At 60.7% G+C, this 23,696-nt stretch carries 29 protein-coding genes and 1 pseudogene; 14 read left to right on the plus strand and 16 right to left on the minus strand.

Annotated features, from left to right (window positions below; all coding sequences use genetic code 11):
• A pseudogene (locus BJF89_RS04225) lies at window positions 1-235 on the minus strand (cupin domain-containing protein); the annotation flags it as partial.
• Window positions 236-321: 86 nt separating this feature from the next.
• Between BJF89_RS04225 and BJF89_RS04230 the strand changes: the two are divergent.
• The gene (locus BJF89_RS04230; protein WP_075812540.1) at window positions 322-966 is read left to right on the plus strand and encodes a LysE family translocator; all 645 of its coding nucleotides are present in this window, start codon (window positions 322-324) and stop codon (window positions 964-966) included.
• Between the two features lie 528 nt (window positions 967-1,494).
• On the opposite strand, the gene BJF89_RS04235 is transcribed toward BJF89_RS04230, so the two are convergent.
• Window positions 1,495-2,070: an SOS response-associated peptidase family protein gene (locus tag BJF89_RS04235; RefSeq protein ID WP_255372484.1), complete on the minus strand. Its 576-nt coding sequence runs from the start codon at window positions 2,068-2,070 to the stop codon at window positions 1,495-1,497.
• A 335-nt stretch (window positions 2,071-2,405) separates the two neighbouring features.
• On the opposite strand from BJF89_RS04235, the gene BJF89_RS04240 reads away from it, so the two are divergent.
• Complete coding sequence (locus BJF89_RS04240; protein ID WP_075812544.1) at window positions 2,406-2,621, plus strand: hypothetical protein; 216 nt, start codon at window positions 2,406-2,408, stop codon at window positions 2,619-2,621.
• Window positions 2,622-2,657: 36 nt separating this feature from the next.
• The gene (locus tag BJF89_RS04245; RefSeq protein WP_075812546.1) at window positions 2,658-3,047 is read left to right on the plus strand and encodes a hypothetical protein; all 390 of its coding nucleotides are present in this window, start codon (window positions 2,658-2,660) and stop codon (window positions 3,045-3,047) included.
• On the opposite strand, the gene BJF89_RS04250 is transcribed toward BJF89_RS04245, so the two are convergent.
• From BJF89_RS04250 to BJF89_RS04265, 4 genes are all read right to left on the minus strand, one after another.
• Entirely contained in the window at window positions 3,044-3,583 is a 540-nt protein-coding gene (locus BJF89_RS04250; RefSeq protein WP_075812548.1) for a MerR family transcriptional regulator, read from the minus strand. The two genes, BJF89_RS04245 and BJF89_RS04250, sit on opposite strands and share 4 nt — an antisense overlap.
• A gap of 290 nt (window positions 3,584-3,873) precedes the next feature.
• The gene (locus BJF89_RS04255; RefSeq protein ID WP_075812550.1) at window positions 3,874-4,131 is read right to left on the minus strand and encodes a hypothetical protein; all 258 of its coding nucleotides are present in this window, start codon (window positions 4,129-4,131) and stop codon (window positions 3,874-3,876) included.
• Window positions 4,128-4,718, minus strand: a complete 591-nt coding sequence (locus BJF89_RS04260; RefSeq protein ID WP_075812552.1) for a ParA family protein — start codon at window positions 4,716-4,718, stop codon at window positions 4,128-4,130. The genes BJF89_RS04255 and BJF89_RS04260 overlap by 4 nt, the downstream gene beginning before the upstream one ends.
• Before the next feature lie 418 nt (window positions 4,719-5,136).
• Window positions 5,137-6,621, minus strand: coding sequence for a hypothetical protein (locus tag BJF89_RS04265; RefSeq protein ID WP_075812554.1), 1,485 nt, complete (start codon window positions 6,619-6,621; stop codon window positions 5,137-5,139).
• Between the two features lie 1,927 nt (window positions 6,622-8,548).
• Here BJF89_RS04265 and BJF89_RS04270 point away from each other — a divergent pair.
• On the plus strand, window positions 8,549-8,869 hold the full coding sequence (locus BJF89_RS04270) for a hypothetical protein (RefSeq protein WP_075812556.1): 321 nt from the start codon (window positions 8,549-8,551) through the stop codon (window positions 8,867-8,869).
• 291 nt (window positions 8,870-9,160) lie between these two features.
• On the opposite strand, the gene BJF89_RS04275 is transcribed toward BJF89_RS04270, so the two are convergent.
• Window positions 9,161-9,511, minus strand: a complete 351-nt coding sequence (locus BJF89_RS04275) for a hypothetical protein (RefSeq protein WP_075812558.1) — start codon at window positions 9,509-9,511, stop codon at window positions 9,161-9,163.
• Window positions 9,512-9,741: 230 nt separating this feature from the next.
• Here BJF89_RS04275 and BJF89_RS19315 point away from each other — a divergent pair, with 230 nt between their 5' ends.
• The 3 genes from BJF89_RS19315 (at window position 9,742) to BJF89_RS04290 (ending at window position 12,092) form a co-directional block, all read left to right on the plus strand.
• Window positions 9,742-10,473 carry a type IV toxin-antitoxin system AbiEi family antitoxin domain-containing protein gene (locus BJF89_RS19315; RefSeq protein ID WP_075812560.1) on the plus strand — a complete coding sequence of 244 codons (732 nt, stop codon included), beginning with the start codon at window positions 9,742-9,744 and terminating at the stop codon, window positions 10,471-10,473.
• 336 nt (window positions 10,474-10,809) lie between these two features.
• Window positions 10,810-11,733 (plus strand): nucleotidyl transferase AbiEii/AbiGii toxin family protein, encoded by a 924-nt coding sequence (locus tag BJF89_RS04285; RefSeq protein WP_075812562.1) that lies wholly within the window; start codon window positions 10,810-10,812, stop codon window positions 11,731-11,733.
• Between the two features lie 173 nt (window positions 11,734-11,906).
• Window positions 11,907-12,092: a hypothetical protein gene (locus tag BJF89_RS04290; RefSeq protein ID WP_075812564.1), complete on the plus strand. Its 186-nt coding sequence runs from the start codon at window positions 11,907-11,909 to the stop codon at window positions 12,090-12,092.
• On the opposite strand, the gene BJF89_RS04295 is transcribed toward BJF89_RS04290, so the two are convergent.
• The 3 genes from BJF89_RS04295 to BJF89_RS04300 all read right to left on the minus strand — a co-directional run bounded on the left by BJF89_RS04295 (window position 12,089) and on the right by BJF89_RS04300 (window position 12,797).
• A complete protein-coding gene (locus tag BJF89_RS04295; protein ID WP_075812566.1) occupies window positions 12,089-12,319 on the minus strand; it encodes a hypothetical protein in 231 nt (76 codons plus the stop codon). The genes BJF89_RS04290 and BJF89_RS04295 overlap by 4 nt on opposite strands.
• 80 nt (window positions 12,320-12,399) lie before the next feature.
• Entirely contained in the window at window positions 12,400-12,531 is a 132-nt protein-coding gene (locus tag BJF89_RS19320) for a hypothetical protein (RefSeq protein WP_255372485.1), read from the minus strand.
• Window positions 12,532-12,539: 8 nt separating this feature from the next.
• Window positions 12,540-12,797 (minus strand): hypothetical protein, encoded by a 258-nt coding sequence (locus BJF89_RS04300; protein ID WP_075812568.1) that lies wholly within the window; start codon window positions 12,795-12,797, stop codon window positions 12,540-12,542.
• 148 nt (window positions 12,798-12,945) lie between these two features.
• Here BJF89_RS04300 and BJF89_RS04305 point away from each other — a divergent pair, with 148 nt between their 5' ends.
• Window positions 12,946-13,350 carry a hypothetical protein gene (locus BJF89_RS04305; RefSeq protein ID WP_075812570.1) on the plus strand — a complete coding sequence of 135 codons (405 nt, stop codon included), beginning with the start codon at window positions 12,946-12,948 and terminating at the stop codon, window positions 13,348-13,350.
• Window positions 13,351-13,668: 318 nt separating this feature from the next.
• Here BJF89_RS04305 and BJF89_RS04310 read toward each other — a convergent pair whose 3' ends face one another.
• The 3 genes from BJF89_RS04310 to BJF89_RS04320 form a co-directional block, all read right to left on the minus strand.
• Window positions 13,669-14,268, minus strand: a complete 600-nt coding sequence (locus tag BJF89_RS04310; protein WP_075812572.1) for a pentapeptide repeat-containing protein — start codon at window positions 14,266-14,268, stop codon at window positions 13,669-13,671.
• Between the two features lie 16 nt (window positions 14,269-14,284).
• Window positions 14,285-14,968 (minus strand): hypothetical protein, encoded by a 684-nt coding sequence (locus tag BJF89_RS18825; RefSeq protein ID WP_075812574.1) that lies wholly within the window; start codon window positions 14,966-14,968, stop codon window positions 14,285-14,287.
• A 525-nt stretch (window positions 14,969-15,493) separates the two neighbouring features.
• A complete protein-coding gene (locus BJF89_RS04320; protein WP_075812576.1) occupies window positions 15,494-16,333 on the minus strand; it encodes a hypothetical protein in 840 nt (279 codons plus the stop codon).
• Between the two features lie 1,737 nt (window positions 16,334-18,070).
• Between BJF89_RS04320 and BJF89_RS04325 the strand changes: the two genes are divergently transcribed.
• From BJF89_RS04325 to BJF89_RS04340, 4 genes are all read left to right on the plus strand, one after another.
• On the plus strand, window positions 18,071-18,892 hold the full coding sequence (locus BJF89_RS04325; protein WP_158026033.1) for a hypothetical protein: 822 nt from the start codon (window positions 18,071-18,073) through the stop codon (window positions 18,890-18,892).
• Between the two features lie 463 nt (window positions 18,893-19,355).
• Entirely contained in the window at window positions 19,356-20,186 is an 831-nt protein-coding gene (locus BJF89_RS04330) for a DNA-binding protein (protein WP_075812580.1), read from the plus strand.
• 301 nt (window positions 20,187-20,487) lie between these two features.
• On the plus strand, window positions 20,488-20,742 hold the full coding sequence (locus tag BJF89_RS04335; protein WP_075812582.1) for an antitoxin VbhA family protein: 255 nt from the start codon (window positions 20,488-20,490) through the stop codon (window positions 20,740-20,742).
• Between the two features lie 17 nt (window positions 20,743-20,759).
• Window positions 20,760-21,020, plus strand: a complete 261-nt coding sequence (locus BJF89_RS04340; RefSeq protein WP_075812584.1) for a hypothetical protein — start codon at window positions 20,760-20,762, stop codon at window positions 21,018-21,020.
• 156 nt (window positions 21,021-21,176) lie between these two features.
• On the opposite strand, the gene BJF89_RS04345 is transcribed toward BJF89_RS04340, so the two are convergent.
• The gene (locus tag BJF89_RS04345; protein WP_075812586.1) at window positions 21,177-21,446 is read right to left on the minus strand and encodes a hypothetical protein; all 270 of its coding nucleotides are present in this window, start codon (window positions 21,444-21,446) and stop codon (window positions 21,177-21,179) included.
• Window positions 21,447-21,919: 473 nt separating this feature from the next.
• Between BJF89_RS04345 and BJF89_RS04350 the strand changes: the two genes are divergently transcribed.
• Together BJF89_RS04350 and BJF89_RS04355 are read left to right on the plus strand one after the other, a co-directional pair.
• Entirely contained in the window at window positions 21,920-22,189 is a 270-nt protein-coding gene (locus tag BJF89_RS04350; RefSeq protein WP_075812588.1) for a ribbon-helix-helix domain-containing protein, read from the plus strand.
• Complete coding sequence (locus tag BJF89_RS04355; RefSeq protein ID WP_075812590.1) at window positions 22,179-22,436, plus strand: toxin; 258 nt, start codon at window positions 22,179-22,181, stop codon at window positions 22,434-22,436. Before BJF89_RS04350 ends, BJF89_RS04355 begins: the two co-directional genes overlap by 11 nt.
• Window positions 22,437-22,974: 538 nt before the next feature.
• On the opposite strand, the gene BJF89_RS04360 is transcribed toward BJF89_RS04355, so the two are convergent.
• Together BJF89_RS04360 and BJF89_RS04365 are read right to left on the minus strand one after the other, a co-directional pair.
• A complete protein-coding gene (locus tag BJF89_RS04360; RefSeq protein ID WP_083650484.1) occupies window positions 22,975-23,403 on the minus strand; it encodes a hypothetical protein in 429 nt (142 codons plus the stop codon).
• Window positions 23,404-23,628: a hypothetical protein gene (locus BJF89_RS04365; RefSeq protein ID WP_139311872.1), complete on the minus strand. Its 225-nt coding sequence runs from the start codon at window positions 23,626-23,628 to the stop codon at window positions 23,404-23,406.
• Between the last annotated feature and the right edge of the window lie 68 nt (window positions 23,629-23,696).

Genomic DNA, 23,696 nt, shown 5'->3' on the forward strand with positions numbered 1-23,696 from the left:
CCTGTGGGTAGGCGGTAATTGCAAGGAACCGGATGGGCAGTTCAGTAAGCTCCACGGGACCGTGGACTGCCTCGCCGTCGAGCAGTAAAGCGTCCCCCGGCCGCATATGGTAATCAGTGTCCTGGTGGCGATAAGTCATCTCACCTTCAAGCATGTAAAGAAGCTCAGTGCCGGGATGCTGAAACCGCGGATGGATTTCCGAGCGATCATGCAGAGTAACCAGCACCGGCTCAATGTGCGGTCCTGACGCCACATCGCCCTGACCACCACCAACCAGACAGGGTATAGAGCGCTCTGCCGACGACGCGCTAGGTTGTAAGGATGATTCCTCTCGAACAAGCAGTAGGTATCACCCTGGCCTGCGTGGTGCTTATCGCCGTTCCCGGCCCGTCAGTCATGTTCGTCGTCGGACGAGCGTTAAGTTACGGCCGCACCAGCGCGATGGGCAGCGTCGTGGGCAACGCGATCGGCTGTTACAGCGTCGGTGCTCTGATCGCCCTCGGGCTCGGCCCACTGCTGGAACGTTCGGAGATCCTGTTCCAAATCATTAAATGGGTCGGCATCCTCTACCTTGTCTACCTGGGTATCCAAGCGATTCGTCATGCCGGACCGGTGACCACCGCCAACGACGTCGACACAGATCAGGCGGCCAAGACACCGTGGGCGGCGATACGTACCGGCACCATCGTTGGGCTAACCAACCCCAAGAGCTTCGTACTGTTCACCGCGATTGTTCCCCAGTTCGTCAACCCGGGTGCCGGCAGCACCACCATCCAAATGCTCGTGCTCGGCATCGTGCCCATGATCATCGGACTAATCACCGACGCAACCTGGGCGCTAGTCGCCGGACGCGCCCGGACCTGGTTGGCGAAATCACCGGAACGCATGACCGCCATCGGGAGAATCGGCGGAGTCTCGATCATTGGTGTCGGAATGTCCGTAGCTTTCTCCGGAAACCATCGATGACCAGGCCCTGCGGGAGGCCGAGCGATGTGCGATAACCAGGAGAAGTCGGCACGACGTGATGAGATTCTCCGGAAACCGATGTAGGGTAATGGGTGTCAGGGAGACTCCCCGTGTCCTCGGTAGTCGCTCTGATCATGAAAACAACCCCCGGAGGGTCCAAGCTCCGGAGGTTGTCGAGCAGCTAGCGTGCTCTGGTGTGTTCAGCTAGTTGAACCAGCTGAGCACTTCGGAGACGATCTGGACCAAGCCGTACGCCACACCAATCCATACCGGGATTGTGGCGGCGGCTTTTCCTTTGCCGTCTCCGGGCTGCTTGCCCTGGTCATCATCACTATCTCTAGCGTGAACCACGGCAACCACCCCCTTTCCACTGGTTGGGTCCACGCAGCTGCGTGGACCTCGCGCGCGCGAGCACATATCCACGCAGCGGCAAGGAGGGCGGCCTGATGGCCACACCGTGCATCATTGTGGCCCCCGGTAGTGACAACTCATCGAGTCCACGTAACCCCATTTCAGACGGCTATGTGCCTAGTCTGCAGTGTCACCGACGATCACCATGGACCGGCTCATCTCCTCGGAGGCCGACAGTGCCTCAGCCAGCAGCTCCCCGTCGCCCACCAGCTCCGGGTCCAGCCAGTCATCGTGCAGCTCTGGCGGTAATACCAGCGGCATCCGGGGATGCACCGTCGCCGGCTGAGCCACCGCATCCCGCGTCACGAGTGCATAGGTCAACGTCTCCTCATCACCGCGGTAAGCAGTGGTGGTGATCGATGCGATACCGAAGCCTTCACCATCCGGCAGGGCAAAACGCTTACCCTTCTCGACGTACCAGGTGGCCGGTGCCAGAGCGCGGTGTTCCCGGAACGACCCCTTCCACGCCCGCGAGGACAGCAGCTTGTCGTCACGGGCGTTGAACGCGCTGAACTTCGCCGGTTCATTGCCGACGTGAAGCCACCACCAGGCCAACTGCATCTCCCGCTGCCCATCCGCGTCGGCGGTAATCAACGGGTTCAGATTCACGGCCTTCTTCCCGGTGATCCTCGCGGTACCACCGCGCCGCTCAATCCACTGCTCCAACAGGTGTCGGTTTTCCTGTTCATCCATCGGCGGCAGGTCGAAAAATGGCTGAAGCCCGTAGGTTGCACACATGAGCCAAGGTTAGAGCACCGCGCTCCACGGCGTGCGCCTGTTGTTCGCACCTACTCGCGGCCCGCGCACAGTGTCTCTTCGGTAACACGACCGTACTGAAGCTCACGTCTTTCGAGGCCACTCCCCCACTGCCTGTGGCCTGTTCCCCGGAAATTCGTTAGCCCCGGCGATCTAGTCCGTGTTCCAGACCGTGCAGTCCAGTCAAACCAGGGATCGTCCCGGGGCTTTCACTTAGTATAGTGCCCCGCACTCCCCCACTGTGCCAACCTCACGATGCTCCCTTAGCCCAGATGAGCCGGATCACTGCAGACCAGCTGGAGGCGTGGATCTCGCCCGAGCGTCTGCACAGATACCGGACCCATGCGGCCGATACCGTCGAGCTCTACATGTACAACGCACAGCGATCAACACACATGTCCGAGCTGATCCTTCATGTTGAAGTTCTGGTCCGCAACGTGATCCACCGCGAACTGTCCTCCACCGATCGAGCTGCTCAGATCGCCTAGTATCTCGATGTCCAGCACTATGGGTTCAACCGGCAGATGATCAGAAACCTCGATAAGGCGGTATCCACCGCCGGTGGGCCAGAGGCTCCCGGTGGAAAAGTCGTCGCAGAACTCATGTTCGGTACCTGGAGGTTCCTGCTGAGCACCCAGTATCAGGCCACGGTGTGGCCGGTGGTTGCCCGTGGTTTCACCGGAAGGGTACGTAGTAAGCGTGACCGCGGTGAGCTGTATGCGGCAATGGACTATCTCAACGGTGTGCGGAACCGGTATTCACATTCCGAGCCGGTCTATCACCTCGACGACTCGCAGTTCATCGAGAACATCAGCACCACTGCCGGCTACGTGGATACAGCGGCGGCCGGGTGGCTCGAGGCGCTCTGGGTGCAGCGGGTTGCGGATAACCCCTTCCCCGATGCCACTATCTAGGACGCTGCCCTGGCCGCACGTCGTGCTGCCAGTTCATCTGTCGTGGCCACTTCTGTTGCAGTGGGGTCGAGTTGAGTGATCGTTGCCGACAGGTCTTTCATCAGGCCCGGCACTGCCAGACCGAACACACCCTGGCCCCCAGCCAGCAGGTCGATGACGTCGTCGGCGCTGCGACATTCATAGATGGTGGTGCCATCGCAGAACAGTGTCAGGCTCGACAAGTCCGCCACTCCCCTATCGGCGAGATGGCCGATGGCTTTGCGGACGTTCTGCAGGCTGATGCCGGCGTCGATGAGGGTCTTGATGATCTTGATCATCAGGACATCACGGAACGAATACAGCCGGTGCGACCCGGAGCCGGCGGCGCTGGCGATTGATGCGCTTACTAAGTTGGTGCGGGTCCAGTAGTCGAGTTGACGGTAACTGATACCGGCGAGCTGGCACACGGTCGTGCCTCGGTAGCCGATGGTTTCGTTGGCCGGGCTGGCAGTGTCGAAAAGAGTGCCCTGGATGGGCACCGGTTGTGCTGCGGTCATGGTCTCGTGCCCTTCTTCCCCAAGGGTGATGACGTGCCTGGTATTTACCCGCTCCACAGTAGTGGACACCGCACGCAGCCGATAGCCCCAGCTCGCCATTGTTGGTAGTCGACTGAAAAGACGAAGACAGGCAAGTCAAATCCGTTGACCCAGCAGCAAATATCGACATCGTCGTACCGTCACGTCGGTGAACATTCTTGGATGGCTGCACGTTCGTAAGCAGCCAATCTGATAGGCTGGGCGATCAGCCCCAATACAGCAATACAGCGACCGTCTAGCTGTATTGCTGTCTACCTCAGGCGATCTCTATGGGTATCGACATAGTCAGTGGCCAACCGCTCGAGGATCTCTCGCATGGTCGTGCCTTCACTGGCAGCAATCTGCTTCAGTTCTGAGTGCAACGTGGCATCAAACTGGACCGTAAGCTTCTTCATCCGATCACTAGGCTGCGCAAACCCCTCCCTGACGGAGCGTTCTTGCTGCGTCGACCCCGCAGCAAGGGGGGTCTTTGGCCCGAACTTCCCTACTGGCGCCTTCTTCAGACTCATGCCAACACCTCCAGGATCTCATTGGCGACGTCCTCGTAGCCGTAGGTTCTCGACGGCAGTTCGCCAAAGGTATCTCTAATCCCTTCTCGAATCGGGATACGCGTCGTGAACACTGATACCTCGTGCTCCTCAAGCTGCTTAGTGGCCATTTCCAGGCTTCGAGTTCCAAGTCGCGCAGCCGTGATCAGGATGCCATGTGGAGTGTTCTGGAGTGCCGGCAGTGTCTCCCACACTCGAGCAATCTCAATCGGAGAAGCTTGACTGGGGACGAGAACAAAGTCCGCAACCTTGATTGCAGTGTCAATGGAGTCAGGGTCCCCGGGCGGAGTGTCAATGATGACCGCGTCCTCCGGGCCGCGATGGCGCTCGGCTAGTCGAGGCAGTCTCCGCAAGTTTGTGACCTCGACCGAAAAAGGAAGCGACTCCCCTGCCATCTCTGCACGATCTGCCCAGTCACTGGCAGAACCTTGTGCATCCAGGTCAATGACCGTCGTTGAATACCCTCGCTGCGCAAAAGCGCAGGCAAGGAAGACGGCACTTGTAGTCTTCGCGGTGCCACCCTTCGTATTCACCACTGCGATTATCATCGTCTGTACTCCTGTGTTGCTGTATAGCCGGTTGCTGTAAGTACAGCATACAGCACTACAGCAACCGGCTATACAGCAACACGGTAGCCATCTAACTGGTTATACAGTTATACGTCTAACTGTCTTGACAGCATTACAGTTACAGATCTACACGGCGGACATCCTGGTACAGCTACTGGCCCTTTACAGGTATACAGCTTTACGTTGACGCAGCTTTACAGCTACTGTATTTACAGCTGCCGTATACCTGTCTTTACAGTTAGACTAGGCACATGTCGATCCAGAACCAGAGGCCCTCTGTATATACAGCAAGCTGTATATACATCACGAACTAAGGCCGTGGTCGGCCAGACGTGTCAAGTGCTACCTGGAGGTTGGAATAGACACCCCTTGTTGGTCTCTTCTGCAAAGTTTGGGCCTAGCCAACGTTGACCCATTCCCTCCGTAGTCCGCACCAGGTGAGCCCGTATGCTTCGTCGACAGTGGCGCGTGTGGGGAAGTTGTCTGGGGTCTGCCATGTGATGCGGGACAGTACGGATCTCATCCAGGCGGCCGGGTTATCCGGTCGGGTACTTAGTCCGAGTGCGATGTGGCCGGTGGTGGGGGAGGTCGCGGCGTGGACCAGGCCGGCGAGGACGTCTCGGGTTCCTGCCCAGTCCGGAGTAAGTCGATCAATGAGTCTCGCTAGACTATTCAATGAGAGGGACCGGTTACCACAGGTCAGCAGATGCGCGTAGGGGCCGGTGGCCAACGAGTTATCAGGCTCGTGGCGAGTCAGGTCGTCAGCGATACGCCGAGCCCGCAGACTGATCCGTGATTCGATTCTCTTCTGGTCTGTGATATGAGGCGGCGAAGCCGGCTCTTGGGTCGTTGGGGACGCATAATTCGGTGAGGATGAGGAAATCTCGGTGTCCGCGGGCGCGTGCGCCCGCTGGTGAGTAACCCAATTTTCATCTGGGGGTGAAAATCGCCAGTAACTATCAGTATAGGTAGACTGCTGTTCTTCTCTGCAGGTCACAGTGTGTTTCAGAATGGCCATGCGCCACTGGACCGGATCGCCAGTACACGCAGGGAACGGGGCGCGGTGGACGTCTGCCAACCGGCTGCCGGTCGTACTGGCCCAGGCGGGTGCCGGTGGGGGAGGGGTACCGGTGGGCAGCAAGTGGCGAGGGATATTGGCGTCGAAGTGATTGGCCGCTCGGTGCTGGGTGTTGCCATGGTGGCAACGGGCAGCCATACGCTCGATGCTGGTGAGATAACGCCCCTTCGCCTGGGGCTTGAGGAACTTGTGCTCGGTGAGGACCCGGGTGATCGTGCTGAGCCGACGGACCCCGGTGGATTCAGCGATCGTTGCCCCGTGGACCTGTTGGGCACGCGCGACGATGGTGGCGTTGGCCGCGGTGCAGCCATGCCCGGAGGCATCGAAGAAGTCCGCCAATCCGCGGATCAGTGCACGGATGTTGTGCGGCGAGCAGTCCAAGGTGACCCCGTCTGCCCGGGCGGTGTCGATGCAGGCATCGGCGTGCTCGACCCAGTGGTCACGCCCCGCCCAGTAGCCACGGGTGGCCAGGGCAGTGGCGGGAAGTTCCCAGGACGTCGCGGAGCGTTGGGCGGCGTTGAGTGCCTCGATCGCCGGCTGGATCTCGCTACGCGCGCGGGACAGGTCCTCAGCGATGGTGTCGGCGTAGTGGGTCAGCTCGTCGCGGGCGTCGACGAAATCTGCCGGCAGGTCTAGGACTTTCGACCAGGCACTGATTTCGCCGCGTTGGAAACGTGCGCGCATGACTGTCCGCGCGACGTTGGCGATACGTCGCAGCGAGCGGGCGGTGGTATTGGCCGCGGTGATCTGCTCCTCGGTGACGGTCTCGGCGATCTGCTGGCGGGTCCACCAGTCCGGTTCCACCGAGTCGCGGCGCTCGGAGAGCTGCAGCGCGGTGGATACCAGCCCGGCGGCGATGCGCGGTCGCAGACGCCACCGCGGCAGGTGCTGTTTACCGTCGGTTGGAGGGGATTGTTGAGTTGTCGCAGGTGAGGTGATACCCGTCTGAACTGCAGTGGATACAGAAAAACCCAGGTTATGGCTGTGTCCTCTTGCATCTGGTAAGAGGGTGCAGCTATCCTGGGATACGTCGAATAGCAATGACGCTCCCTGGTGTTCGGGGGGAACAAAAAGCAGAAGAAGTTGGCCCTTCTTCTCGCCAGAACTTTTCGAAAGACCCTCGGTTGGCCCCGGGGGTTTTTCTCTGTCTGCAGCGGCTTTGCTATCGGTTCGGCCAGTCCTAATCCTGTAGCCCTTGGCAGGGGCCACGTGGCGCGGTCACTGATGCATACCGCCGGTCACCCTTGTTTCGGCCGGTGACGGGCAGATTTTGTCCATTCCCTGTGAAGTTGTGTCGAGCGCCCTGGTCACACGGCTAACTAGCCGGGTGAGGTGAGCTGGGCGATGGCTCCATCACATCGGGGGTTGGGCAGGTAGATCCTCCTCGAGGTAATTACAGATATGTCATTCGACAATCTTTCCACATCCCCGAGGCTCGGGGAACAGGCGACACGGAGAAGCAGGGGCAGTCAGGTGAGGAGCACTCACCACAGAAGCCGTCGGCGGAGGCCGTCCCGGGATGACCCCACACGAGAGTCCAGGACGACGAGGTAAGACCCATCCACCAGCTACGACTCGGGCGAGCAGTAGTACAGCCGGGAGTGCTCTCGGCGAGCGACGTCGGGTAGACACTGCCTGCTCTGTGGGGTCGCCTGCCAAGGGATGGCCAATACGCATCGAAGTGGGGGAGGGGGAGGCCAGCTCTGTTCCTGCGATGCTCGGCGAAAGACTTTCTGCGACCTTGCAGGTAGAGGCTCCTGCGCTACCAGGAGCACGGTGGGGGAGGGGAGTACGTGGACGGCGCACCGGGGAGAAAAACTCTGGCGACGCGCCGTTGTTGCATCGTGACGGCGAAGCGTCATGGCGTATACTCATGTGCAGGCTTTCTCCACGAGGTCTGAGTCGTGGGGTTAGCGAGCGTCATCCGGGCGGCAACCTGGGTGGCGCTCTTTTATATGTGTTGGCAGCCACCGTAACGGGTGTGACCGACCTGGCCGGGGAGGCGCGCCGGAGCCAAGCTCACATCCACACGATCCGCTCACGGTTGTGCATCCAGAGCGCATCGACCGCATCAGCATGTTCGACACCGATACTGTGCGTTCGAAGGACCACCACTGCAGTCTCCTCGAACCTCGTGGTGTATAGTTCACTGAATCATACTAATGGTGTAGAAGTGGGCGCGTTCTGTACAGATACCCACAGATCACCGTACCGCCATCGCCGTTCACCACATGCTCGGGTTCGACAGTTCGAACGCTAAGGACATCGTCATTGATCACTTCAGCCGGATCGAATAGATGACGGTAGCCCCATTACCCGTGGCCGATAACAGCGAGGTCAGCGCGAGATCACTTCGCAGAGCACTCGAAGACACCCAGACCACTACTGCTGCCGGTTCGCGTGCGGAATCTGCCCACACGGTCAGTGGCAACCAGGATGCAGAGCAGGAGGCCATTTCCACCCGATCTGAGCGCGATCGGGCCATCCGGAATGCACTTGCCTCGAGCGCATCGAGGGCTGCTGTCATCAACTCCGCTGACCGGCTCGCAACTACGACCCCCGGGGACAGTCACGTAGGGCGATAGACGCGAAGGCGTCCGCACTGCACCTAGAAGCGACACCCCGACAGCCCCACGCCTCGTACACGACGCGGGTCCCACCCCCTCGCTGATACCGTGTACAGGGAAACTGTTGCTGATGATCCGGAGTTCCCCTACGGAAGGGCGAAGCGATGTTCGATATCACCGACGAGACCCAGTTCGCTCAACGAGCAGAAGAAGACCACGACTTCATCATCGGCTACGAGAGTCTGGATGACCGCCGAGTCGTGATCCGTCGTGAAGACGGCGAAGAGCTGACCTACCAGTTCACCGACGAGCAGGTCGGCGATGCCTATACAGTCGTCGTCTCCATCGATCACAACCCGGGTGGGGATGAGCCAGCAACCCACATCGACACGAAGTACCTGCACGTGCTGTCGGAGGATGACCTTACCGCGCAGCTTTACGATCAGGTCATTGTGCCCTGGGCAGCACAGAACGAAGTTCCCTGAGTCTGAAGCGAGTAGTCCTGCCCTCACCTCATGGCGGGCCTTGCCGGGGCACAGGAGCAGCTCTTCGGCCACAGGGCTATCGGCGCTGGAGGAGCAGGGGCAGCAGGCGCAGCGGGGAGACGGAGGTGCGCCGCCGTAGACCCACTGGATAACCGTGCGGCGGACGAATCACCCCGCCTCCCACTTCAATAATTCTACCGCTCTGAACGCTACCGCCCGGTACGGATTTGCTACTCGCCTGCACAGACGCCGCAGCCCTTGGTCGCTATGCACGGCTTTGTGACCGATTGTTCAGAGCCACGTGCTGTAGCGTTGCTCGAACTCCTCGTAGCTGTCACATCCGCCACCGCTCATGGCCTCCTCGAAGGTCATGTTCAGTACATCGTCCTCGGTGGCTTCCTCGATCTCGTCCTGGTCGTTGCGCTCGGCGGTCGCGGCGCTAAGCTCTTCGAGATACATTCCGCGAACGCTCTGCTCGGCCGCCTGCGCGTCCAGACCATCGACGGTGACCAGATGGGTGAACATGGACTGCATCTGTGACATATAACGGTCGATGTCCTCACGGGTCGTCGATGGTTCGTAGGCCGTCAGGGTCGCGGCGACGTCGTCGCGGGGGATGGACAGGGTCGGTGTGAATGTCATGGTTGCCTCCGTAGCGTGGTGTGGTTGGTGCCGTGTGGTCAGATGAGTACGTGCACCTCACAGGCTAGAAGTGGGGTTGGACCTGCCCCGGGCATGGGCCGAACACGCATTCGACAGGAAAGTACGGTCGACTACCGACGCACTGCAAAAAACACCCAAACGGTAGTTTTCGAAGCGCATCGACGAGTCTTCGCTACTTCAAAAAGTGTCTATATGGTACTTTATGAAGAATGAAGAGTGCAGAGGCAGCGGAGATCGTTGGTGACCTGGCCTCCCAGCAGTGGGGCCTGGTCAGCTCGGCCCAGGCGAAAGCCGCCGGGGTCGATCTCCCCTCGCTGCGCCGGCTGACCAACCATGGGGTGTTGGTAAGGGTTCGCCATGGCGTCTACGCCACCACAGCCACAGCGCTATCGGCCGAGCTGGAGCTCAAAGCACAATGGCTCGCGCTGCAACCAGAGCTCATGGCTGCCGACCGCACCAGTGATGCCAAACTTGCCGCAGCGGCGGTGGTCTCGCATGACACAGCGGCTGATCTGTGGGGGATCGGTGACCTGTGGCCAGACGGGGCACACTTCACCGTGGCTGACCGGCGCCAAAGTCGCCAACCCGATGTGCATTTCCACCGCGCAGCGCTCGGCGACACTGACTGGACGGTGCATCCGGATGCTGGACTGCCTGTCACGGTGGTTTCCCGCACGATCGCGGATCTGGCGCGGGCCGGCCACGAACCAGGGCATCTTCTCGACATGGTCGCCGACGCCGCCCGAAAGCGGTTGGTAGGTGAAGACGAACTGCTCGAGAGCCTAGACGGCCTGGAGGCAGCCTTCGGCGTGGATGCTGGTGACCAGGACGGGATGGCTGATCTGCTGGCCGAGTACTTTCCTGGCGAGCAGCCAGACAAGAGAACATTGTCACTGTTCAGCGAAGCCTTCGGCCTCTCCAGGAGCAGGTGGCGGTTTTAAGCTCAGCTCTCGCACCACAATTGACCGGTAATCAGGCACTTCGAGATATCTTCGGACCAGCCCTGAGGGACTCGAGTGCGCCACTGCGCGATGCCCTCGGGCCAGCCTTCGGAAAACCGGGTGTGTCGATGCACGACTACATAGGCTCAGGAGCCCTGGGGGAAACGTCCAATGCACGAGATGTGCTCCGAAGAACGTTAGGGCTCAGCGGAGCAGCAATCGGAGACCTAGACAGTCTCGGCGCAGCGGAGGCACTCGGATTACCACCGGCTAGCAGAACCGTCAGACCGATCACCCCGGTACAGAAGCGTTCCCGACAGAACAAGGACAGCACCGATGACAACCCATCCTCAACTCGTGAAAGCACTGAAGGACCAGGCGAGGACGAAGGGGGTGAACATCAATGATGCTTACAGTCAGTTCTTCCGGGAAGTGTTCCTCCACGAGCTGATGGGCGCTCACCCGGGTTGGGTGCTCAAGGGAGGGTCAAACATCTACTGCCGGATCCCCGGTGCACGACAGACCCAGGACCTGGACCTCTACCGCCAGGATGAACCGGTGTCCTCGTCCGGCGCAGCGCAAGACCTTGTTGGGTCCATGGATGGTCATCGCGTCGGGCCGTACACTTTCCGGGTTCAGCGTTCGAGTAAGACCAGCCCTGTCGGCATGATCGATAGCGAGAGGATCGACGTTCTGGTCGTCTTCGGCGCCGGAGGCAGGTTCACTGGTTTCAAAGTGGATGTCAGCGGTGAACTGCAGGTCAACCGCACCATAGAGCCGATTACAGTACTGGCCACCTATGAGGTGGAGGCAGATTTCCTGCCACGGCAGTTTCAGGTTCACTCTTATCCGGTCGCCAACCAGGTAGCCGACAAGGTCTGTGCCATGTACGAGCGTCATGGTGCCACCCCGCCGGGGAAAGCCTCGACGCGCTACCGTGATCTCTACGACATCGCCCTGATCGCGCTGGAGTTGAGCGTGGAGGCGGCAGATCTCCAGCAGGCGCTGGCGACACAGTGCCGGATCCGACAGATGACACTGCCCGAGCGGATCACGGCGCCGGACGAGAAGTGGCTGACTGAGTACCCAACCAAAGCCAGGAAGTTCGGTGGCACCCGCACCCAGCTCGAGGACGTCGATGAAGCGCTAGGGATTACTGCACTGCTGATTGATCCTCTGTTACCTCTCCACGCAGCGACAGAATCGGGCACCTGGGACCCTGGCACACTGACGTGGCACGCAGAATCATCCGGGAAGTGAGCCACCGGCACGCCTCCTTCTCCTCACCCTGATTTAGCGGAACAGGTGCTGTTATCTGGTGACCTTTGTAGGCAGTCTGCCAACACGATGCTGGGGTAGCGATGGTGGCCCACAGGCCTGCTAGCAGGAGGGATCCCCCACTAGAATGAGGCCTTAGGCCCCGAGGAGGAACTATGACCACCAGAATCACCCCCGAGCAGCTCGCACGCATTAAACGCGAGTCTTTAGAGGAGACCCGTCGCATCATCCGGGAGAAATATCCCGATATCGATGAGACCCGTGCCGCACGCAAACGTAAGAACGAGGCCCACACACGCTCGGCACGTTCCACGGCCGATCAGCAGCAGGATGCGACTTAGTCATCAGTCTGGTGGGCGATGCGGCGGCGTAGTTCGGCAGCCCGCGAGCTGTCTGCCAGTCCTTCCTCCTCCAAGATCTCTAGGACTGCCTGGTCATCAGTGAGTTCACCGCGGAAGATCCGTCGACAACGGACTTCGTCCTCGGGAGTCACCGGCTGGCCAGCCATGGTCATAGAGGCGGCTACAGCCGCCATTTTCTGGTCTTCGGTGCGGTAATCACGTGTCACTACTCGACTCCTTTGACACTATTCGGTCTCTTAGACAGCGGAACTCGTCACGCAGAAAGCACAGGTAGGCGGCCAGACCCTTAGAACCGATCATGGTAAATGACAGCCGCGCGGTCGTGCTTCGGATCGGCCGCGTTCACGTTCGTGGCCAAGGACTGCATGGCGTCGTACTCGGTGACATAGAACCGCTGGCGCTCTGGGATCGATGACATAGTTGTCCTCACCGGCGGCGCGATCGTTGCCGCACCTGGGCGAGGATCTCCTCGACGTCCGCGCTGGTCAATCCTCCGGGACGCCGGTTCAAGATCCGGTCAGCGGAGGCCTGCATCTCCTCAGCGGTGGGCTCGCGTCCCGACAGCACACTGGAGTGCACAGCCCGGACGACCTGCTTTGTATCAGCGTCGCTCATCCGGTCAAACACCTCCGGGAAGGCCGCGCGGTACCCATCCACACCCTTCAGCGTGTCGAAATCCACCATGAAGTAGCACCCTTTTCACAGCCGGTGTCTGCCTGTCTAATGGTCTCCATTTTACTGGACGGTCGGACATGAAAACGACTCTTCGAACAGCCAACGCGACACGGTAACCTGGAACATCACTAACTGTGTCGAGAGCCAGGAGGAGCACATGATGTCCGAGCACCCTGCAGGCTCACTGCCTGCTCCTGAGTTCACGGTGGAGACCTACCGCGGCCCGATTTCCCCGCGTACCTACCGCCAGACTCTGCACAACCGATTGATCCTAGAACGTGTCATTGCTGAGGGTATCGATCTATCCACTGATGAGAGGTCAGTGGAGATGATCCTGCGTGGTCGCAACAACAGTACGGATCCTGAACGGCTGCAGGCCGCGAACACGCTGCTTGACTGGTTACGGCACAACGATGTGGCGAGTCTGGCCCGTGTGCTGACTGATCCGCAGGAGAAGTACTACAGCTATCACATGCTCAGCCCACTGATCACGCGCTACGGCACGGCTGAGGAAGGAAAGTGGGTACGAGCTGTCACCAAGGGGAAGGTGCAGTACGCCTAATCACCACACCGTCCACAAGGCGTTGGTGGGGATCGGTCGGCTGGAAGACAACATGGTCGACGAGGATATGTAAGGAGCGTGCACAGCATCATGAGGGAGGCCATAGAGCTCGCCGGACAGCGCACGAGGTGACGCGCAGACACTGCGATCACTTCCCCTAGCAAGCACAGTGTCCAGCAGGAGGATGCCACCACGACGGACTGCTGACGGCTCTATCCCCGCGGGTGCCGACGACTGCTTCGCTCAAGACTCGGTGTGATTCCTGCCCTGATAGGAAAGTTCCAGCTTTGTGGATGACACCGCGGTAACCCTTGACTCCTAAGTGCGATCCTGATTTGTGGCTTCGACAAGCTCGAAACCTGCCCCCTTCGGATCGAACCCCTCCGGGAAAACAGTCGTACTATCGTACTCAACCAAGCCTTCGTAGTAATCGACAATTCGCGTCTGGGTGATCCTAGAGCGTAGGGGGACCTCGTTATCGACCAGTTTCGCCCCCTGGAGCTGGACGTATTCCATCTCAACCTTGCGGAGGTCAACGTCGAAAAGAATACTATGTCTCAGATCCGCATGGAGAAAGATCTCGTGGAACTTCGCGTGTCCCAGTGATGCCCCGACAAATGACGTCGCTAAGAACGATGCATCTTTAAAATCAGCTCCACTCATGGCAGCTCCATCGAAGGTTGCGCTCTCGAGATGCGCTCCCTCAAAGTAGGCATGAGAGAGACTGGCATCACCCAGGTTGCATCCATTTAATCTCGCCCCCTTGAAGTTGGCGCGATTGAATCTGAATCCCCCGAGAGCGGCCTTTGTAAGGTTGCATCCCTTGAGGTAAGCGTGAGACAAGTCGAGGCCCCTCCAGGAGTCGTGGGCGTTGTTGTCATGGTTTAGGAGGAGACGAGCACGGGTCTCCTGAACCATGGCCCACCGGTGACGTTCAGCAGCGCGTCCCTTCCGCGTCCACGGAAGGGACGCGCTGCTTGAAGATGAGGTCAATAAGCTCCTGTCGACGACGCTGAACCTCGGCGTTGATACGCTCAACCGACTCGTGATCACGCTCATCGATGTCATTGATCCACTCTTGTCCGAAGGCCCACCAGTCGTCGACCAGGCCGCCGAGCTCGAGCAGCCCAGCAGCTTGTGTCATGCCGTTGGCCCTGGAGAGATGCTCCACAGCAGTGGCCATCCGTTGCCCCATGGATTCGCGACGCTTGCCTCGTTCCTGGGCACGGTGACGGAAGTACTCTTCGCGTGAGCGTTGACGTTCCTCACCCTCGGAATGTGTGATGCGATCACGTTCCAACTTGTCAGCGTGCTCCTGGCGTGAGGTCTCAAGTCGCTGGGCGTGCCCGAGCCTTGCCGTCTCCAGATCCTCGCGCTGATAGTGATCCCTGTTCCACCGGTGGTAGAGCACAAGCGCAACAATCATGGCACCGGTCGTGGTCAGCGCTGCTGGTGCGACCGCTGTTGTATAGGACGTTGCTGTCATCCATCCTTGCCACCCCACAACAACGAAGCCCACGCTGACGATCACGACAGCCATCGTGAGGACAAGCACCACGCCGGCTCCGATCGCTGAACTCGCTCTCGGAGAGGTCTTCGTGGTCGGGGCTTTGTTCATCGTCGATGTCCTCGTTGTGGGCTGAGGGGAAGTGGTGGCGGAAGCTTCCCAGTGGGGGACCCCGAGCAGAAGCGACTACGTGGGGGAAGAGCACCCGTCCGGCCTGGCGACACTCTGAAAATCTTTCCGCCTGCATATGTAAGACCCCTCATCATAGCGAGAACGCCGGACATCACTGACCACACCTGTTGGACCCGCCCATCACAGCCGAATAGGCCGGCGAGGGTTCCTCCGAGAAGGTCCGACAGTGCGGCCAGCGCGTAGCCCAGCAGGCGGATCAAGAGTGGGGCACACCTCTGGCAGATACATCTGACTTCTATCGTTGGCATGCTTTTATCGATGGTTCCGCCACTGTCTGCGCCCTACGAGTGACGGGGCCGCGGGCGCAACTCCAATGAGGTCGACACAGGCGGAACAGCTAGGCCCCCGGCACGAAAGAAGAGCACCGTGGTCGCGTGTCGATCCGCATGGCTGGCGGGCACCGACCCGGAGGGTGATTGTCGGCACCAGGACACGACGTAGAAGTCAGATCTTCCGTAGTCGGCTCAGATCGTAGAGGCGGAAAGCCTCGCTGAGGGTCAACGCCGCTCCACCGAGTGCCGGGCCAACATCAGTGTCGAGGTCTCCGCGCAGCTTCATGATCCTCGTACCATCGACCCCTTCACCGAGCTCATGGGGACCCATGCGCATGAGTGCGAACTGTCGTTGTGCATCCGCGGCGGCACTGCCTGAACGCCAGATTGTCTGCATGGCCGCCAGCAGAAACGGGTCGTCGGAATCGGGCATTCGGCGTGCCACCCAGTCGATGGCCTCGGTCTGGTTAAACCGCATCTGTTCCACCTTCTCAGTGATGCCGAGTTGGCCTGCGGTGTTCCGGAGGATCTCCTGGCGTTGCCGAAGACGCTGAACAGCTTCGACGCGTGCGGTGTCTGGCTCCCCATCGGGAAGAGAAAGGGACTTCAGCGTCGTGATCTGCACACGCAGCTCGTCGGCCTGGAGTCGGATCGCCCGCTCGCGGCGCTGCGATCGCGATGGTTCAGCAAGGAGCCAGGCGGCGTTCGCTGCCGCCATGAATGCTGTACGAGCAACGGTCATATAGGCCGTCGGATACATCGTTGCGGTGGCCTTCATCGCGTCGAGTGAGAACCCCAGATGTTCGGTCGAGACACACATCGAGTACCACGCCGTGTTCCCGACGCTCACGCTCTCGAGTTCGTCGGCGGCGAGTGAGCTTCCCGTCTCAATCGGCGAAGGATTCTGTGTCCGTGAACGCCAGGCGCTGGTCGCCTGGGCGATCTTGTCGAGCCGCGTCAGCCACTCCTGTGGCTCATGCTGTGGATCCGAGGATGTTCGTTGCGTTGTCACCTCGTCTATCCTGCCGCAGTGTCACCAGAGTGCATCACCACAAACTGGCCTCATCGATCGGTCGCCGATCAGTAGCCGCGCACTGTCGATGAAAAGAACATCGCTCGTTTCCGCCGATCCGTCCCGGGAAGCCCACACCAGCGCGCCTTATGGTCGATGGTTTTGCCGGACAGAGTGCAGTAGCTACGGGAGCTCAGTGCTGCGTGAGTGGTGGTTGACATGTCGTCGCGACCTTCACAGTTTCGTGCCAACGTTTCCGACACATATGAAATGCCAATGGTGTCTGGATGGTGAACACGACACAGCGACGACCTGCAGGGATCGTGTCTGAGGTAATGGTGCCAGAGGTGTGTAGTGGTTGACCGTCTCGAAAAGACGGCCATTGTGTGCCACTGAGCACGCAAGATGATGGGCCAGTGAAGGACAACTAGTGGCCGTGAATGTAGCCGGGGTAGCGCTTCTGCAGATCGAGTGCGGTGTCTGCCGGACGGTACGACAACTTCACGGTTGCGTGCCGTCCGGACACAGCCCGACGGTGCCGGGGATGAGCTGTGGCCTCAAGGTCGGCCCGCGTTACTTGTGAGCCGGTTGCACGACACAGCGTTTGGCACCGCCAGCGAGGCGCCGAGCTAAGCGAGTTGTGAAACACCTTCCGACACATCGGTCGATGCACGCTTGTGGCACGCGGAAGGGTAGTCGCGGTCAACGATCGCCGGGCGCGGGCCGACCATGCATGAGCGAGCACGTCATCCGACACATGAGGCGCGTGCCTGTGGGAGATAGATGAAACCGCGCCGAAAGGGGAGTGGCGACGCCGAAGCAGGCACGTCAGCTTGCTGTCCAGTGAGCGCGGTTTTCGCGCCGAGTACGCCGTTTGATTGCGACTGTATCCCTAGTTCTGCGCACGGGGACGCGGACTGGAGGAGGAGCAGAACAGGCGCGGTTTACGATATGAGGTGCCTCCTCGCGGCGTCCCATGAATCGGTCGCGCCGCATGACGGAGCGGCCAGGGAACGCAGCGTGTGCGGCGTCCGTGTCCCCAATCCCGTCATGGAGAGGAGGGCTGATGGGCAGACACAGGAGTCCTGACAAAGGACGAACCCGTCGAGGGAGAGGAGTTTCCCTACGACGGGTCCTGGAGCAAGTGGTAGCTCGAGTGATCGCGGATTTCATCCGTGATGTGCTCGGCTGGCCACCAGTGCCCTAGCAGTCGGAACGGACGACCAGTCTTTTGCCGGGCGGGTCGTCCGCTTCCTGTTTCAGAGATGAGTTCGCAACGCAGCGCCCCCATCGCGTATGACGCTACGCCAGCCACACCTCTGGTCTCAACGCTTTGGTGCGCAGTCACCACATCAAACCGGAACGCGTCCTGCAGCGTGCTTACAGATACACGCCACGCCCACGGAGAGGAGAACCTGCCACAACCGAGCACACCGACCAGGACTCCATCGACCGAGAGATGCCGCCGTGGGCGGAATCCGACGCGGCTGCGGACGCTCTCGCGCGCAGCACCGCGCCCCGAGACACCGCTACGTCACACGCCGCCCTCGACGCATTCCGTCAAGCACAGACGTCCGACTGACTGGCTCTCGCTAAGACTGCCTGACGCTACGTCCTGAACACTGCACCGTTCAATCAACGTTCGTCTTCCTCCTGCTCGCGTAAAGGCGAAACATCACACACCTCTTGCACTTTTACCCGTGGTTATCGTTTGACGAAATGGTAGCCTCGGAGAGCATGTCAGAACCATCCGACAGCCCAGATCACGACGCCCCGCCAAGACCTCCAACAGACTCAGCGCGCAGGTGCGTGGAGTGCGAGGCGGAAATCGTCGACAAGGGCAGAGGACGGCCGTCCAAGTACTGCTCGGGGAGATGCCGCACCCGGGCATGGGCGCGCCGCAGCGCCGCGGAAGAAGGGTTGGTCGCGAAGGAGGTAGTCGAACCTCCTGCCGTGACTCGGGGGAGCTACGACCGAGAGAGTGTGGCCCGGTGGTTGGCCAAAGACCAGAAGCGATTCGAAGCAGTGTTGTCGGTGATGGCCAAGACCCGGACAGCTGGGGCCGTCGGTACTGTGGAATCGCTGGGGCGGGCACTCGACAGTGTGCGGCTCCCGGTTGGGCGCGAGCGTCTTCCCGGGACGGCACTGGAGAAAAGGTTGCTTCAGGAACGCGATGAGCTGGCCGCGCAGAACAAGCAACTACGACGCAATGAGCAGGCGGTCACTCGCGAGCGCGAGCTCATAGCCGACAACGGTCACCTGATCGCGCAGGCGAATAGGTTGAGAGCGGAGAACCGTCGTCTGCGCGAACAGCTCGACGAGACACTGGCGTTACTGAACCGTAAATCCGGCGAAAGCATCTCGGCGGCCGAGCCGCAGTCTCGTCATGATGAGCGCACGTTCTCCGGCACGTCGCATGCAGGCGAGGAAACGCGCTCCCCACGGCCCGGCTACAAAGTTGTGGAGGTGGCGAGCAAGACGTTCCATGTGCCGGAGTCCTGGTCGCGACAACAGTATCGCAAGTGGTGTCGAGACCACCCCGACCTGGCGGTCCAGTAGGCCCCACAGGATCCCCCTGTCGCTGTCGTCACCAGCGCGCCATGTGAGGCTCCAGGAGAGCACGAGGAATATGCCAGTGGCACCTCTGCCCTCCGCCTGTCGACAGCGATGCCAGTGAACACGTTCGACAATCGGCCCGAGGGCACCGGGAGACTCGCCATAGCCTGTCGGAACTGTCGAGCTCCAGCCCCTGGCTAAAGCGGTCGTCAACGATCACAACCACCCATGGTGCGATCCCCGCTCTACTGTCGTAGGTTCTCGGTCTTCCCTGCCAGATCTGCCGCGCATCGACAGGTTGCTCACGTCACCGCACGCCAAGATCCTGCCTTGCCTGTACCGAACCTGTACCGATCACTGCAGTCCTGTTCGCTTCCAGTGTTGAATGCCGCGCCCCAAAGACCGTCACACCATATGCATTTCAAATGTGTCGGGATCGTTGGCACGAAACAAGTAGAGTGCAATCATGGCCGAGCACAACAGCGACCGCGAACAGATGCGACTGCCCATCAACACCAACCCGGGTGCACATACCGGCTCATCGTCGACCAGCACGACAGTGGGCGCGAGAGCCAGCAGTAGCCCACAGATTCACGTGGGAGGTGACCCGGACAGCCGACCCAATGATCCGGGGTTGGTGTGCATCGAATGCGGAACGGAGTTGGTCTACAAGGGCCGGGGCCGGCGTCCGCACTACTGCTCGTCGTCGTGTCGTCACCGTGGATGGGAGCGCCGTCGTGCGGCTGCCGAGGGAGTGGTCGGCACCCAGGTGGTTGAGCTTCAGGCGTTGCCCGTCGCACCGTCCTACACCCGTGGCGGAGTCATCGAATGGCTTCAGAACAATCCCCGCCGACTGGCCAGTGTGGTGGCCGCACTGCCGCAGACTGAAGAGTCAGCGGAGATCATCGAGGCGGCACGCCGCCGGTTGTGGCACACCGGCGCCCGCGCCGAAACAGACCGTCAGTGCGAGTCGCAGGCGCAACGCGAACGTGACGCAATCGTGGAGCAGTACCGCCAGCTACGCCGTGAGATTGTTCGGCTGCGGGACGACAACGATCGGTTGCGCCGCGCGGCGTCGGCATCACCGTCACCGGTCGGCGCTAGTCGGTCTGTGGCGTCGTCGCAGTCACTGTCATGGTCATCAGCAGGCTCGGCTACAGCTACTGGTGAGTCGAACCCGCCGCGCGGCTATGTGGTCGTGAGCTATGGCGGTCGGCGGTTCCATGTGCCCGAAGCGTGGAGTCGTCAGCGCTACCGGAAGTGGTGCCGGGACAACCCGGACAAGGCCATCGACTAGTAGCCGGGCAGCACGACCGTCTTTCCAGTGCTTCCCCCATGGTCGACCGTGATCGTAATGGGAACCTGGAGCGTGTAATGCACCACTTTGGTGATGATCCACCCCGTTGTCATCGACGGTGACTGACCATCGCAGTGAGTGCACGCCTCCGGGTCACCCTGTGCAATGTGCGACCGGTCGCGAACGGTCCTCCGCCCCAGCGGTGCATACACAATCAACCACCTCCGTAATAGGGGATGAATGGTCAGGTGAACGATGGTTTGTGGTCGCTTCTAACACTGGTAGTCAGTGATAGAATGGAGTGGTTGATAGCAACGATGGACGGGTGGGGAAGATCGTGAAGGATTACCGTACTGAGGACCAGAAACTCGCCGTCGCCGCGTCACTGACGATGGCCGGACAGCCGGTAACCCCGGAGGTCGAGGCGGTGGGCCGTCGAATCCTGCGCGGTGAGATCTCCGCCGACCAGGCTGTCCTGGACGCTATGGCGCGCCGTGGGCACGGTGACTCCGAGCGGGCAGAAGTACTGCGGTGCCGAATCGCCGCGGGTGAATAGGGAAGGGGCACGAATCCATGGTCGATTTCGCCACATTGAAGAGTATCGTCGGCTACCGCGAGGCCTACCCGGGAGTGTTCTCGAACATGAGTGACACGGATGCTAAGAGAGTCACCGAAGCAGCTCACTCCAGTGTTCTAGAGGGCTGGGAGCCCTCCACTGCCGAAATGCGTTCGCTGGCTGCTGATGTGCTTCGCCCGGCTCCGTCCCAGATGAGTCCGGAAGAGGTCTCCGCGATGGTCGACAAGCTCACCAGCGTCGATCCCCGGACGGCCTGATGCCCACCGATCAGGAACCTACATCGTGGTGGAGTGCATCTCCCTCGGGGCTACGCTCTGCAGTACATCGGTGCTGCTTGGCAACTCACCGAGGTCTCTTCCACCCCTTGTAGCTTCTCGGTGACTTGATTGCTCACCACATCGGTAGGGAGACGGTCAGTCGCGACCAGGGGAGTTGAGACCGCCGAGGCGATCGAACTCGGCACGCATTGTGCGCGTACGGCTCAGCAGGTCTTCTCGGTCGGTGTCCACTGCCGCAGCAACATATTCACGAAGGGCCGCATGCCGAGCGATCCACCATTGCCGCTCGGCATCCGTGGTCGCGGCTCGTTGAAGGTTGAAGTAGGCCGTGTTCAGCCAGTTGGACACCGACTTCATCACGTCGTACTCGGCGAAGAAGATCGTTCCTTCCGTGGGTTGCAGCATGTAAAACCTCCCTGGCGTGGTGCATCAAATGGTGGCCGGCACCGGGGACCGCACCCGGCCTTCCGGTGGATGTATCCGATGGTATCGACAAGGTCGGACACCGCCGATGTGGATGGGCGCTGGAGCGTGGTCGGCACTGTGCGAAAACCACGGTCACGGTGCGCCCGAAAGGCGGGAAGCAGGCGAGCAGGGTAGTGGTGGGGTGGACTCACCGAGGTCCCGAGTGTCGGTTGCCGACGATGCTTAGGGATGACCACGAACGACCTGGCTAGGTTGTTGAGAAAAACATGCCAACGAGAAGTCGCAGATTCATCTGCAAGAGGTGTGCCACACTTTTTCAGACGATGAGACGTACGGTTCCGTACGGCAAGGACGGCGTTGTTGATGGCTGGCACCTATGGTGCGGTGGCCGCCGACTGTGCCGCGATCTGATGCCTCTATCCGCCGCGATGGTTTTCGTATACGATAATGATATGAGTGAGCACCTGCTGCACGGAAAAGCTGTGACCGACGAACAGATCCAGCAGTGGGCTGACGAAGCTGAGGCCGGCTACGACTTGTCGAAACTGCCGGCACCGCGGCGGGGTCGCCCCACTGTCGGCGATGGCCCCGGCACGGTGGTCCCGGTTCGCCTTGATGAGGCGACGATCGCCGCACTGACCGAACGGGCGAAGGCCGAGGGGATCACCTCGCGCTCGGAAGCGATCCGGGCCGCGGTACGCCAGTGGACACATGTCGCCTGAGCTTCACCAGTCCGCCCGAAAACACTACCGCCGCGATCGGTTGACCGATGATGCTGTGCTCTATGCCGCAGCCCATGTTCTCTCGTCACGTCCGCTCGACGATGAAGATGATCCGCGTCGGTGGCTGATGATCGGCACCGACCATGCTGGTCGACTGTTGGAACTGATCGCGTTGGTCTTCGATGACGGCTACGAACTGATCATCCACGCGATGAAGGCTCGACCGAAGTACCTCGATGACTTGTGAGCGCTCATGCGATCCATGACGCCCCGGAGAACAGGTCACGCTCCCCGCACGATCAGATGCACGCACCTCGCCAGAGGAGAGGCCAGCAGGGGAGCTACTGGGGCGACAATGACGACAGTCACTGGCCTCTGGAGATGAGTGCTCCTGGCGTGTGGGTACCAGGACCGCGGGACCGGAGACAACCAGCTGCCCCGCGACACAGTGTCTGCAGATCCCAAGCGTCATGGTGCATTGCTTCGTGCCAATAATCCCGACGCATTAGGAATGCATATTGTGTGCAGCGGAGGCCCACGGGTCCGGTGAAGAACGGTGACGTTACGTGGGAGGCGCTGGATCCTGCACCGCCCGGGCCCTGTTCACCAATGCGTCCTCAGATGGTGTGAACGTCAGGTAGTTTTGCTTCCAGCAGGCGTCACCTCCGGTTCCCGGAGGATCCCCCTTGGCGTCTGCACTGCCGGTCTTTGGCGTTGAGCCTTCTTGTTCACCATCCCCCTTGGTGTGGCTCCGCCGAGGCCGGCGCTATCGCCCCGCGTCCTGTCTAGAACTCGTTGGGGAAGCTGGCGTAGTAGGCGCACTGTTGGTCGGTGAGGGTGCGCTCGAGCTCGTCGAAGCGGCTCTCCCACAGCGCCGTCATCCGGATTGATTTCGGGATGGCGACCCAGTCACCCAACAGGTGATCTCGGTTGACGATCGCGCACACTTGCTCGAGAGTTCCCTCGCCCAGCGCGGCACCGTAGGCGATGGAACGCCCACCGGGTGTCGACAGGTCGACGGTGGAGCCGCCTTTCTTGGCCCAGTGGATCGACTGGGGAAGTAGTATCATGCCGTCGAAGGGGCCGCGCAATTCATCGAGGCTGCCGGGAATCGCGTAGCACTTGCGGAGCCCGAATGGCAGCGGCCGAGCACCCCCGGGTTCCACGGCAGCACCGATATCAGCGTCTGCGACGGGGTCGTTGCCAGTCGGCATCTATGTCTCGTCTCCGAAGTGTGCCTCATCCGAGGCGTCCTGCCACTGGTCGAGGGTGATGGCCACGGAGTCTTCCAGTGCCCGGTACACCGCTTGGGTCGGTTCCCATCCGTCGTCCAGCAATCCGGGGACAGCCGCCAGTGCTGCGGTGGCGTGCTCTCCTTCGGCGACACGGACCACGGGGGTGGTGTCGATAACGATGAGCCAGGGCAGTCGTTCGTTCACAGTAGGAGAGTATTCCACTGTGATGTGCGGGGTCGTCATGAGTGTTCCTCTGAGCTGTCGAGGTGGAC

Source organism: Corynebacterium sp. CNJ-954, from assembly GCF_001942345.1.
GTDB lineage: Bacteria > Actinomycetota > Actinomycetes > Mycobacteriales > Mycobacteriaceae > Corynebacterium.

What these genes read in the sequence shown, in the direction of transcription:
- BJF89_RS04290 (WP_075812564.1), top strand. Translation starts at nt 11,907, where the DNA reads ATGACCACCAGAATCACCCCCGAGCAGCTCGCACGCATTAAACGCGAG.
- BJF89_RS04345 (WP_075812586.1), bottom strand. Translation starts at nt 21,446, where the DNA reads ATGCTGCAACCCACGGAAGGAACGATCTTCTTCGCCGAGTACGACGTG.
- BJF89_RS18825 (WP_075812574.1), bottom strand. Translation starts at nt 14,968, where the DNA reads ATGAACAAAGCCCCGACCACGAAGACCTCTCCGAGAGCGAGTTCAGCG.
- BJF89_RS04285 (WP_075812562.1), top strand. Translation starts at nt 10,810, where the DNA reads ATGACAACCCATCCTCAACTCGTGAAAGCACTGAAGGACCAGGCGAGG.
- BJF89_RS04270 (WP_075812556.1), top strand. Translation starts at nt 8,549, where the DNA reads ATGTTCGATATCACCGACGAGACCCAGTTCGCTCAACGAGCAGAAGAA.
- BJF89_RS19315 (WP_075812560.1), top strand. Translation starts at nt 9,742, where the DNA reads ATGAAGAGTGCAGAGGCAGCGGAGATCGTTGGTGACCTGGCCTCCCAG.
- BJF89_RS04310 (WP_075812572.1), bottom strand. Translation starts at nt 14,268, where the DNA reads ATGGTTCAGGAGACCCGTGCTCGTCTCCTCCTAAACCATGACAACAAC.
- BJF89_RS04275 (WP_075812558.1), bottom strand. Translation starts at nt 9,511, where the DNA reads ATGACATTCACACCGACCCTGTCCATCCCCCGCGACGACGTCGCCGCG.
- BJF89_RS04240 (WP_075812544.1), top strand. Translation starts at nt 2,406, where the DNA reads ATGAGCCGGATCACTGCAGACCAGCTGGAGGCGTGGATCTCGCCCGAG.
- BJF89_RS04250 (WP_075812548.1), bottom strand. Translation starts at nt 3,583, where the DNA reads ATGACCGCAGCACAACCGGTGCCCATCCAGGGCACTCTTTTCGACACT.
- BJF89_RS04255 (WP_075812550.1), bottom strand. Translation starts at nt 4,131, where the DNA reads ATGAGTCTGAAGAAGGCGCCAGTAGGGAAGTTCGGGCCAAAGACCCCC.
- BJF89_RS04350 (WP_075812588.1), top strand. Translation starts at nt 21,920, where the DNA reads ATGAGTGAGCACCTGCTGCACGGAAAAGCTGTGACCGACGAACAGATC.
- BJF89_RS04330 (WP_075812580.1), top strand. Translation starts at nt 19,356, where the DNA reads ATGGCCGAGCACAACAGCGACCGCGAACAGATGCGACTGCCCATCAAC.
- BJF89_RS04305 (WP_075812570.1), top strand. Translation starts at nt 12,946, where the DNA reads ATGATGTCCGAGCACCCTGCAGGCTCACTGCCTGCTCCTGAGTTCACG.
- BJF89_RS04230 (WP_075812540.1), top strand. Translation starts at nt 322, where the DNA reads ATGATTCCTCTCGAACAAGCAGTAGGTATCACCCTGGCCTGCGTGGTG.
- BJF89_RS04355 (WP_075812590.1), top strand. Translation starts at nt 22,179, where the DNA reads ATGTCGCCTGAGCTTCACCAGTCCGCCCGAAAACACTACCGCCGCGAT.
- BJF89_RS04300 (WP_075812568.1), bottom strand. Translation starts at nt 12,797, where the DNA reads ATGGTGGATTTCGACACGCTGAAGGGTGTGGATGGGTACCGCGCGGCC.
- BJF89_RS19320 (WP_255372485.1), bottom strand. Translation starts at nt 12,531, where the DNA reads ATGTCATCGATCCCAGAGCGCCAGCGGTTCTATGTCACCGAGTACGAC.
- BJF89_RS04360 (WP_083650484.1), bottom strand. Translation starts at nt 23,403, where the DNA reads ATGCCGACTGGCAACGACCCCGTCGCAGACGCTGATATCGGTGCTGCC.
- BJF89_RS04325 (WP_158026033.1), top strand. Translation starts at nt 18,071, where the DNA reads ATGTCAGAACCATCCGACAGCCCAGATCACGACGCCCCGCCAAGACCT.
- BJF89_RS04340 (WP_075812584.1), top strand. Translation starts at nt 20,760, where the DNA reads ATGGTCGATTTCGCCACATTGAAGAGTATCGTCGGCTACCGCGAGGCC.
- BJF89_RS04260 (WP_075812552.1), bottom strand. Translation starts at nt 4,718, where the DNA reads ATGATAATCGCAGTGGTGAATACGAAGGGTGGCACCGCGAAGACTACA.
- BJF89_RS04245 (WP_075812546.1), top strand. Translation starts at nt 2,658, where the DNA reads ATGATCAGAAACCTCGATAAGGCGGTATCCACCGCCGGTGGGCCAGAG.
- BJF89_RS04235 (WP_255372484.1), bottom strand. Translation starts at nt 2,070, where the DNA reads ATGGATGAACAGGAAAACCGACACCTGTTGGAGCAGTGGATTGAGCGG.